7 protein-coding genes and 1 pseudogene are annotated in these 10,901 nt (G+C 40.7%); all 8 read left to right on the forward strand.

Features of this window, described 5'->3' with window-relative positions:
- A pseudogene (locus AC1DND_RS08020) lies at positions 1-665 on the forward strand (hypothetical protein); the annotation flags it as partial.
- A 25-nt stretch (positions 666-690) separates the two neighbouring features.
- Positions 691-2,550 carry a RagB/SusD family nutrient uptake outer membrane protein gene (locus AC1DND_RS08025; RefSeq protein ID WP_477580605.1) on the forward strand — a complete coding sequence of 620 codons (1,860 nt, stop codon included), beginning with the start codon at positions 691-693 and terminating at the stop codon, positions 2,548-2,550.
- A gap of 110 nt (positions 2,551-2,660) precedes the next feature.
- Entirely contained in the window at positions 2,661-4,958 is a 2,298-nt protein-coding gene (locus tag AC1DND_RS08030) for a hypothetical protein (RefSeq protein ID WP_477580607.1), read from the forward strand.
- 222 nt (positions 4,959-5,180) lie between these two features.
- Complete coding sequence (locus AC1DND_RS08035; RefSeq protein ID WP_477580608.1) at positions 5,181-7,055, forward strand: glycoside hydrolase family 36 protein; 1,875 nt, start codon at positions 5,181-5,183, stop codon at positions 7,053-7,055.
- A gap of 1,104 nt (positions 7,056-8,159) precedes the next feature.
- Positions 8,160-8,627, forward strand: a complete 468-nt coding sequence (gene mraZ / locus AC1DND_RS08040) for a division/cell wall cluster transcriptional repressor MraZ (RefSeq protein ID WP_215131986.1) — start codon at positions 8,160-8,162, stop codon at positions 8,625-8,627.
- Entirely contained in the window at positions 8,617-9,522 is a 906-nt protein-coding gene (rsmH, locus tag AC1DND_RS08045; RefSeq protein ID WP_477580610.1) for a 16S rRNA (cytosine(1402)-N(4))-methyltransferase RsmH, read from the forward strand. Before mraZ ends, rsmH begins: the two co-directional genes overlap by 11 nt.
- The gene (locus AC1DND_RS08050; protein ID WP_108199761.1) at positions 9,519-9,941 is read left to right on the forward strand and encodes an FtsL-like putative cell division protein; all 423 of its coding nucleotides are present in this window, start codon (positions 9,519-9,521) and stop codon (positions 9,939-9,941) included. Before rsmH ends, AC1DND_RS08050 begins: the two co-directional genes overlap by 4 nt.
- On the forward strand, positions 9,931-10,901 hold a 971-nt coding region (locus tag AC1DND_RS08055; protein ID WP_477580612.1), incomplete at its 3' end, for a penicillin-binding transpeptidase domain-containing protein. The genes AC1DND_RS08050 and AC1DND_RS08055, both read left to right, overlap by 11 nt.

Consider the following 10,901-nt stretch of genomic DNA (forward strand, 5'->3'; position numbering starts at 1 on the left):
ATTATATTACTGGCTACACGGTTGATCACATGCTTAGATCGCAAGCTGATGTTGATGCATTATTGGCTGCTCATCCGGGGTATAATTTCAATGGCCGTGTACCTAAACCCGGACAGTTTGCATATAAAGACTTTAATGGAGACAATACCATTAACGACCAAGACATAACAGTACTAAACAAAAGCAATAATGCAAAAGTATTGGGTGTAACCTTAAATGCGGAGTGGAAAGGATTAAGCATTACGGCTAATTTTAATGGTGCATTTGGTTACAAAAAATCTTACCGTGATTTGTCTGGGGGGGTAGAATGGAACAGGATGTGGCAACCATGGTACGATCAATCATGGACCCCAAATAACCCTAATAGCTCTTGGTTACCTGCTCGATACAGTGTAAATGATGAAGCATGGGCGGTTAATACTGCAGGTAGTGATTTTTGGTTGGCAGATGCAAGCTTTTTACGCTTAAAGTTTTTAAATGTTGCATATAATGTTCCTCAAAAATTGTATAAAAAATACGTAAACAACATCCGTTTTTATGTATCCGGATCTAACCTTTTTGTAATCAGTAAATTCAATAAAAAATTCTATGATCCTGAAATGCAGACTGGCACGTCTTTCCCAATTGTCAAATCATACAATGCTGGTGTTAGTGTAACTTTCTAAATTTTAACATTAAAAGGAAATCAAAATGAAATATCTAAATAAAAATAAATTTATCCTGTACATCGCCCTAATTCTATTAGGCTCGTCTTGTAAAAAAGGATTGGATTATCAAAATACGGCAACTATAAATCCAAGTAATGTATGGACAGACTCTGTTTTAATTAAGGCTTATTTAAACGATGTATATGGTGGCCTTATGCCCAGATGGGAACTGAGCGGTGGCGCAGATGCTGACGAAGGTATTAACGGAACCGGAGGAAACTTAACCAATTTTCAGATGGGTATAGTTGATGTAACAAAAAACTTCACTAATTTAAACTACACCTATATCGACAAAACCAATTATTTTATGGATCAATTGGCTGGTTTACCCGCATCGGTACTCAGTGCAAGTACCAAAAGCAGGTTAACAGGCGAGGCCAAATTTTGGCGGGCTTGGGCTTATTGGGAAATGGTAAGATCTATTGGTGGTGTGCCATTAATCTTAAAAACACAAAATCCTGACGATCCAAACTCGTTGAAAGTAGCACGTAGTAAAACATCTGAATGTGTTACGCAAATTATAAAAGATTTGGACGAAGCCGCTGCTGCTTTACCACCCAATTACACTGGGATTGATTACGGTAGAATTAACCGTGTAGCCGCACTTGGTTTTAAAGCAAGAGTGCTTTTATGGTATGCAAGCCCATTATTTAACCCTGCAAACGACCAAACGAGGTGGACAAATGCTTACAACGCGGCTAAAACTGCGGTACAAGCTGCAGATGCCGGAGGTTTTGGTCTGTTTCCAAACTACAAGTTAATTTGGTACTCGGCAAATAAAGAGCAAATTATGACTAGGCAATATTACTATCCTGACGCTTATATTAACTTTGCTGCTATTAGACCCCTTCCATTTACAAACGGAAGCACAAATAACAATCAACCAATATTATCATTATTGCTTGCTTATCCAAAACGTGATGGAAGCCCGATGCAATATGATAAAAATCAATTATCTAATGCTGCGTATAATCAGCAGTTTTTAACAGATTTTTATACCAAACGAGATGATCGTTTTTATGCAACCATATATTGTGGTGGTACCGTGTACCCTACGCCAGATATAAATACAATAGGTATGACAAATCCAAGATCTCGTACATACTGGCTGGCCTGGACATGGAAAGATACTGCAACACCAAGTACTACGGTTCCGTCAAGAGATAATACTTTATTCCAAGGTATTTCGCCACTTATCCAAAATGGAGATGAAAACTGTGCAACAGGATTTTTTCAACGTAAAGGTTTAGATACACTTATAGACAGAAATGCTTTAGTAGGTGTAGCTTCTGGTGCTAAAAGTTGGTTCTCGCCAATGCGTTATGCCGAGTTACTTTTAAACCTTGCCGAATGCGCAAATGAAATAGGCAAAAGTAACGAGGCGTTAACTGCTTTGTATGCCATTCGTCAACGTGCTGGTATTGCTGCTGGTGCTGGTTCTAATTATGGTATTACAGCAGTTTCTCAAACCGATCTTCGTACTGCGATTATGAATGAGCGCCAGGTAGAGTTTGCTTTTGAAGGCTTTAGGTTTAATGATTTAAGAAGATGGAAACGTTACGATATCTTAAATAGCCAAAGTACCAGGAAAACTTTATTATTAATGTTAAATAAAGGTGCGACATTACCTAGCAACACAGACAACATTATGACTGCTGCTGTAAGAGCCAATTTCTCTGCAGTTATTATGGAGAACTTGGATAAAACAGCCGCTACCAATCAAAGTTATAACTTAAGCACTAGTTACTGGTTTAACTCTTTAAATCCGGCACAGATTTCTATTGAGCCTGACCAATTGCCACAAAATAAAGAATGGGGTGGTTCTTTTGATCCACTGCAATAAAATACCAATAATCAAGCAGGTGGATATGACCAGATCCACCTGCTTTTATTTTTAAGTAACTTTAACAAGTTACAACACACAAACCACACACACAGAAATAAATACCTGAAATGCAAAATAGTTTTTTTAATACCACCCTAAAAGCCATTGTTCTGCTAATGGCAGTCACCTGTTGGTTTTCGGTAAAAGGTTATAGCCAGACCGATTTTTCTACGGATTATTTCAAGATCAGGGTCGATAACAAAGGTTTTGTCACCAGTATGAAAAACAAGACTAAGGCACCATACAAGGAATTTAGTCTAACAGAAAAGCCCTCGCCTTTACTGAGTTTATATAGTGATACTAAAAAAAAATACTTCGAACCCACAAAAGCGGTTTATATAAAAAATAAAAAAACACTCTCGTTATATTATGCCAATGGTTCGGTGGCTACTGTTAAACTGGAAGCCAAAGCGAAATATTTCAAATTAACCCTGTTGTCGCTTACCAACCGGAAAGGGATTGATGTGATCGAATGGGGGCCGRTACATACCAGCATCAACAATCTGTTTGGAGAAATCATCGGTGTGGCAAGAGATACAAGTGCTGCCGTAAACTACTCCATCGGTATGATGGCCTTAAACGATAATACCCTGGGCGGAAAAGCAGAAACAATCGGCGATGCAGCGCCGTTTCAATATGTTGTTCACAGTCCCGATACTAAACGGTTTCCCTTACCTTCCAACCTTCATGAAGGTCAGATATTTACATTGGGTGGGAATGGTATCAGCGATGTTGCTTTTTATGCACACAAAGAACCCTGGTACCGGATAATGTATGGCAATGCAGCTAATGTGGATAAAAATGGAAGAATATCGCTCTCTTATCAATCAAGGGACCGTGGTTTTGAAAGAGAGGTTTATTTTTCGCTCATTCCCAATATGGCTGCCAACACCCCAAACCATTTGCAGGTGCAGCCATTACCAGGTGTAGATTATATCGGATCATCCGTAGCCTTATGGGGAAGTCCGGACAGTACAGCTTTGCTGGATGTGATTCAGAAAATTGTCTTAGCAGAAAAACTCCCGCATCCGACCATTAACGGGAAATGGATAAAAGACCCGGCTGCTTTTGTTCCTGACCTTCTAACCAGTGGTAATTTAAATGACAGCACGATCTCTTATGCATCAAGATTGGGTTTTAAAACCATAAGCTTATATGATCAGGGTTTCTTAAGAGCGGATCGTGGCAATAACGGTTACATTGACGGAAGGAACTTTGAGAAAAAGCCGATAAAATTAACAAACGGAAATGTTTCCCATAAGGAATTTTCTGATATGGCGGCCAAACAGGGTATCAGTATAGGCAGAACACCTATTACCACTGCATTGGCCCCTGGCACTATGGATGCGAGTCCAATCCCGAGCGATAGCCTGTGTTATCAGCAAAAACGCCTGCTGGTAAAAAGTATCAGTCCAACAGACACAGTAATTTTGGTCGACAACCCGGCTTACATGGATGAGATTGCCAGCTGGGAAGGTCATTGCGCCAACTTAAATATGGTCAAAATCGGTAAAGAACTTATCCATTATATGGGCGTTTCCAAAGAAAAACCCTATAGGCTTTTGAATGTGAAGCGCGGATATTGGAAAACCACCGCCTCAAACCACGCCGACGGGGATACTATTTATAAACTTCAGGTAACGGTTAATTATGGTTATGACGGGCTCATCCCAAACATGCAACTTCAGGACAAAATAGCCGAACACTTTGCTGAAATCTGTAAAATTAACGGCCTTGCTTATTATGACTTTGATGGACAGGAGTTTTTGTTCAATAATGGCCACGGTTATTATTCGGCTAAACGTTTTTTTGGTAAAATGTTCGAAAAAGCTGCGCAGTTGGGTGTTCCTTACATCCGTTTCACGGGTGCTACCTTATCCGAAGGGTCATGGCATTATCAGAGCATCTGGAATGTTGGTGGCGGGAAAAATCTATACGACGCTGAAACCCGCGAATGGGGCAGTACGACTAGCCAGGGAAAAGATCTTCGCGATGTATGTTATGCTAATTATTTCCCGGTGGGCATGGGCGGCAACTTCCCGATCAACGCTAAATCTAAGGTTGAAGAGTATGAGCATATACAGGCGATTTCAGTGGGGGTTGGTACGACATACAGTTTAAAAGTAAATCAAAAGGATGTTGAAAGCTGCCCGCAGAAAGATGTTATTTTTAAAGTAATAAGAACCTGGGAAAATGCAAGAGCTGCCAATGCCTTTCCCAGAAGTGTAAAAATGCAGCTGGCAGACCCTGCAAATAGCTGGCAACTGGAACAGGTTGATAATAATAAATGGAAACTATATTCAATTGTCAACGGAGAAAGAAAAACTACTATCAGCTTAAACAGAGATATTGCAGGGGGATATTAAGTACCACTTGCAGATTTTGAAGTACCCTTCTTTGAAGATTTATCAAAATATGTATGCCTAGAGGGTTTTAAGTGTAGTTGCGTGATCTATTACCACACAAATTGAACGGCCACTTGCATTAATTGATTTACAATACCTGTAAATAGCAATACATGGGGTGCGGGTTGAATAAAATATTTGGATTAAATCGTATTTTGCAATAAAAAATTAAATTATTACCGAATGAAAAAATACCTGGTAAGCCTCATGCTTTTCACTGCTTTAGGGGTAATTAGTCTGTCATGTAGTGTTGATAACAACGGATTGGCAGACGGATTTGTACAGCGTTTAAAAGATGCACCAGCCAAAGTTATCCTAACTAATGGCGCTGCGGCAGAGGCACTCATAGTAGGCAGGAAATGGAGTAGCGATTTATGTGCACTTTCAGTTAAAAATACTTCAGCTAAAGCCGTACAGGTAAAAGAAGTAGTGGTATTCGATCTACAACATCAATTGGCCGATACTACCAAAATTTATGGAGAAGCTTTTCAAAAACTGGGACAGATAGGCGGCACGCTGGGCAAACCCGAAGATTGGGGTACCTACCCCGACAGAAGTCATTATAAAATACCGGAACCTGAAAATTTGCGGACGGCATACGGCATGTTGACCTTGCAACTCCCCGAAAATAACAGGGTGTTATTGGCTACAACATCTTGTAAAAGATTTATATCCAGATTTTCTTTCGATGCCAAACGCCTCCGTATTTCGCTCGATTGCGAAAACCTGGTGCTGCAGCCTGGCGAAACCTGGAGCCTGGAAGAGTTTTTGGTAACAACAAGTAACGACCGGGAAAAAAATTACGATCGTTTAACCGAAGCTATTTCTAAACATCACCCACGGTTAAAGCACGATCCGGTGCCAATGGGCTGGTGTTCATGGTATTGCTTTGGCCCGGCSGTTACAGCCAAAAATGTATCAGATAATACCAATTGGATTGCCAAAAACCTGCCACAGCTAAAATACATACAAATTGATGATGGTTACCAGCCCTGGATGGGCGATTGGCTCGAAAAAGGAAAAGCTTTTGGAGGCGATGTTGCGCAGGTACTGCACGATATTAAAAATAAAGGTTTAGAACCTGCCATTTGGGTAGCGCCATTTGTGGCCAGTCCACAATCCGAATTATTCAAAAACCACCCCGATTGGTTTGTTAAGGATGAAACTGGCAAACCGCTACGTTCTGATAAAATAGGTTTTGGAGGTTGGCGCTTAGGGCCATGGTATGTATTAGATGGTACACACCCGGCAGTTCAGCAATATTATACCGAACTTTTTAAAACCATGCGTCAAAAATGGGGCGTTACTTATTTTAAGCTTGATGCCAATTATTGGGGCGCTATGCATGGTGGTGTACATTACGATAAAAAGGCGACCAGAATCGAAGCTTATCGCCGGGGTATGGAAGCCATACTTAAAGGTTCTGGAGATGCCTTTATACTGGGTTGTAACCATCCAATATGGGGCTCGCTGGGTTTAATTCATGGTTCGAGAAGTTCTATGGATACCTGGCGTGACTGGAAATCGTTCCGGAATATAGGAAGAGAAAACCTACTCAGGGGCTGGCAGAATGGACGGTTATGGTGGAACGATCCGGATTGTATTCTCTTAACTGATAATGGTGCCGAAGATGTAATGGATCAGGGAGGTAATGCAGCTACAGCAAAGAAAGTTGTGTTGCCAGAAAATGAATTTTTATACCATGCTACAACAGTGTATGCCTCGGGCGGCATGTTATTGAGTGGTGATGACCTGACTACAATTAAGCCAGAAAGACTGGCAATTCTTAAAAAGATGATTCCCCCAACAGGAAAGTCGGCCAGGTTCGAAAACGAAAAATTTGAAGTAGGTATTATTAATTTTAAAGATCACATTGAATACACAGTGTTTAACGCAAGTGATGCTCCGGTTAGCCGTAAAATAAAATTACCTGCCGGAAAATATACTTTAAGCAATAAATGGACCGGTAAGGAAATCGGCGTTTTCGAAAAAGAATATGTGATTAATGATTTGCTACCACATAGCGCACAATTAATTTTGGCGAAAAAGGTTAATTAATTAAGGTCTCTTGTACAACGTTAGTAGAGGTTGTATCATAAATACAGATTTGTCACCCTGAGCCTGTCGAAGGGCCTGTTTAAATACTCTTTAAGATGTTTCGACAGGCTCAATATGACAGTATCTGAGTTGAAATTGTCTTTATGATACAGCCTCTTTTTTTGTGTTATACATTTGATAAACTTGACGGTGTGAGTGTAATGTCATTAAGTTAAGCCATTCGGCACAAGTAAAAATAAATTAAACCACAGATAGAAAGGATGCACACAGATATGAAAATCCGTGCTTATCTGTAATTAAAAAACGCTTAGTTTATTGACATTGCAGGGTACCGCTTTGCCAAGGGCTAAATTGGTTAGGCCTGTTGCACGGAAAACCCCTCATTTAGCAATAACAGGTGTGATTTAAACCCGACCTTAGCGGGATGCCACAATTTTTTCAATTGGGGCAGAAGCGGGGGCGGGGCTGCTTCCTCCACAGGTACTGAACTATACATTTCCAAAAACCTTTTATCCGGATGTAAGAGTTTGAACTACAGGCAGAAAGAATGCATGCGGATATAGAATCCGTGTTTATCTGTGTGCATCTGTGATTAAAAACGATTAACTTAATAACATTGGATGCGGGTTCTTTATGGAGTATGTAATCGCCAACTATTAGCTTATAACAACAATGTCCATCGCGAGGTGAAACCTGAAGGAAACCTGCGGTAAAGTCCCTGCCCTGGGAACACAGATATTTTCTGCCATCCCTGCTTTTTTAACGTATTACCCACGCTGCTGTCTAATGAAAGGTATGATTTTTTGGAGTATAGGGACGGTCGCTATCTGAATAAATTTTGGCCTCTGTTAAGGAGTTCATTACTAGCGTCCTTTAAATTTATGGGAAAAATTGGGCGGAGGTGACACTTTTGGGTAATATATTTTTAACCCGCTTATTATCAGTTGTTAATGGCTTTTTGCTTGTGCTGATAGTCTTATTCTAACTATATTGTGAGACCATTATTGTAACAAAAGAGATGTGGAAAACTTTTTTGTGGTAAAAAGTGGTAAAAAGTGGTAGAACTATTTACTTTTACACTAGATATAAAGTGTAGATACCACTATGACCCAACTTTTAGGAGAATTCGATTGTAAACTTGACGCAAAGGGCCGCCTTATGGTACCTGCTGCGCTTAAGAAACAATTGCCTGAATCTGAGAAAGAAGGGTTGATCATTAACCGTGGTTTTGAGAAAAACCTGGTGATCTATCCTAAAAATGTATGGGATGCCGTTGTTGCCGATCTTGCCAAGCTTAATATTTACGATCAGGAAAATAGGGCCTTTGTGCGGGCTTTTACGCGTGGGGCAACCGAGCTTTCGCTTGATGCTGCCGGCCGTGTGCTTTTGCCGAAATCTTTGGTAGAATATGCGGGTATCGGTAGTGACCTTGTTCTGGCCTGCCAGTTGGATCGTATCGAGGTGTGGGATAAAAAAGCATACGAAGATATTTTTGATGATGTTCCGGCCAATTTTGCAAGCCTTGCCCAAAAAGTAATGGGCAATAAGAAAGGAGGGGCAGATGGCGAATAATTACCACATTCCTGTAATGTTGCAGCCTTGTATTGATGGCTTGAATATTAAACCTGATGGTGTTTATGTTGATGTAACCTTTGGTGGTGGTGGTCATTCGAGAGAGATTTTGAAACATCTTGGACCGAAAGGAAGATTGATCGCATTTGATCAGGATCCTGATGCCCAGGCGAATGTTCCTGATGACGATCGTTTTATTTTTATCGACCAGAACTTCGGTTTTTTGAAAAATAATCTCCGCTTAAAAGGTTTTAAGCAGGTTGATGGTATTCTGGCTGATCTTGGGGTTTCCTCGCATCAGTTTGATGTGCCACAGCGTGGCTTCTCTATCCGCCATAATGCCGATCTGGATATGCGTATGGATCAGCATCGCGATTTAACGGCTGCCGAAATATTGAATACCTATACAGAGGATAAGCTGCATAAAATCTTTGGGATTTATGGAGAGGTGAAGAATGCTAAATCGCTGGCCCGTGCCATCGTGACTTCGCGTTTAGAGCAGCCTTTTACCGATATCGACAGTTTGAAGTCGGCAATTGCCGGTTATATCCCGAAAGGAAAAGAGAATAAATATTTGGCGCAGGTGTTTCAGGCGTTGCGCATAGAGGTGAATGCTGAAATTCAGGTGCTTGAAGATTTTTTGTTGCAGGCTGCTGATGTGTTGAAGCCGGGCGGTCATTTAGTAGTGATGTCTTATCATTCTTTAGAAGATAGGCCGGTTAAAAACTTTATGGCGAAAGGCAAATTTCAGGGTGAGGTAGAAAAGGATTTTTTTGGAAATCAGCAGAAACCATTTAATGTAATTACACGCAAAGCGATAATTGCCACTGATGAGGAGATTGCTCAAAACAATAGGGCCCGCAGTGCGAAACTAAGAATAGCAGAAAAGATATGAACAGGTTTAGGGAAGAGATAGAGGAGGAGGAAGTTGGGCCTGAACCAGAGTTAAAAGCTGCGCCCAAAAGGCCAAAAACTGCTGAAGAAAAAATGGATAGCAATTCATTTATCAGCAAGCTTTTTAATGATGGACTAGTAAGTAAAGAGGCGGCAACTGATGCTTTGCCTTATTTGTGTTTCCTGGCGCTTTTGGGGATGATTTACATTGCCAACAGCCATTTTGCGGTAAACAATGTTCGCCGGATTGATAAATTAAATAAAGAAGTAAAAGAATTAAGATGGGAGTATAAATCCCTTAAGGCCGACCTGATGTTCAAGAGTAAACTAACAGAGGTTGCCAAAAAGGTAGATACCCTTGGGATAAAAGAACTGATTGAACCACCAAAAAAAATAATTGTTAAAAGCGATGAATATTAGAGCAAACATCTTGCTTCGTGTATATCTGGCATTTGGCTTAATTGTGCTTTTTGCTTTCGCGGTGTTTTTACGCCTTGGTCAGGTACAGTATGTGCAAGGGAAAAAATGGAAAGCTATGGCAGATAGTCTTTCTACACGATATGTAAATGTGGAGGCTACCCGTGGGAATATCTATTCTAACGATGGTAGTTTACTGGCTACTTCGATACCGGAATACGAACTGCGCATGGATATGTTCGCCGGTGGCATTGCTGATAAAGATGTGTTCAATGAAAAAGTTGATTCTTTAGGTTATAAACTCTCGCAGATTTTTCAGGATAAAACAGCTAAGGAATATGCTAGATACCTGCGTAAAGGCCGTCAGGACAGCTCGCGCTATTTGCTGATTCACCGAAAAGTAGGTTATGCTGATCTTAAAACCATCAGGACTTTCCCATTATATAACATCGGTAAGTTTAGTGGCGGTTTAATTGCCGTTCAACAGAATAAACGGATTCTTCCTTTTCAGGCTTTGGCTGCCCGTACCATTGGGTATAAAAACGAAAATGTTAAAAACGGTGTGGGTTTAGAGGGTGCCTATAAAGAGTATATCAACGGCGAAACCGGGAAAAGGTTGATGCAGCGCATCGCTGGGGGTGTTTATATCCCGGTAAACGAGGAGGCTGAAGTAGCGCCAAAAGACGGTGCTGATATTATTTCGACCATTGATGTGAACATGCAGGATCTGGCCCAGAGTGCGTTGGAAAAGCAGTTGATCAAATCGCAGGCCGATCATGGTACAGTAATCCTGATGGAAGTGGCAACAGGTGAAATCCGTGCAGTAGCCAATTTCTCTAAGGTAGAAGAAGGGGTGTATAAAGAAAAATTTAACTATGCCATTGCAGGTAACCAGGATCCGGGATCAACTTTTAAACTGGCTTCCTATATGGCGCTTTTAGAAGATAAATTGATCGATACGAA

It is taken from the genome of Pedobacter sp. 01N416, assembly GCF_056399685.1.

Excerpts from the sequence above, each read along its gene's own strand:
- AC1DND_RS08025 (WP_477580605.1), top strand. The coding sequence starts at position 691 with ATGAAATATCTAAATAAAAATAAATTTATCCTGTACATCGCCCTAATT.
- mraZ (WP_215131986.1), top strand. The coding sequence starts at position 8,160 with ATGACCCAACTTTTAGGAGAATTCGATTGTAAACTTGACGCAAAGGGC.
- rsmH (WP_477580610.1), top strand. The coding sequence starts at position 8,617 with ATGGCGAATAATTACCACATTCCTGTAATGTTGCAGCCTTGTATTGAT.
- AC1DND_RS08050 (WP_108199761.1), top strand. The coding sequence starts at position 9,519 with ATGAACAGGTTTAGGGAAGAGATAGAGGAGGAGGAAGTTGGGCCTGAA.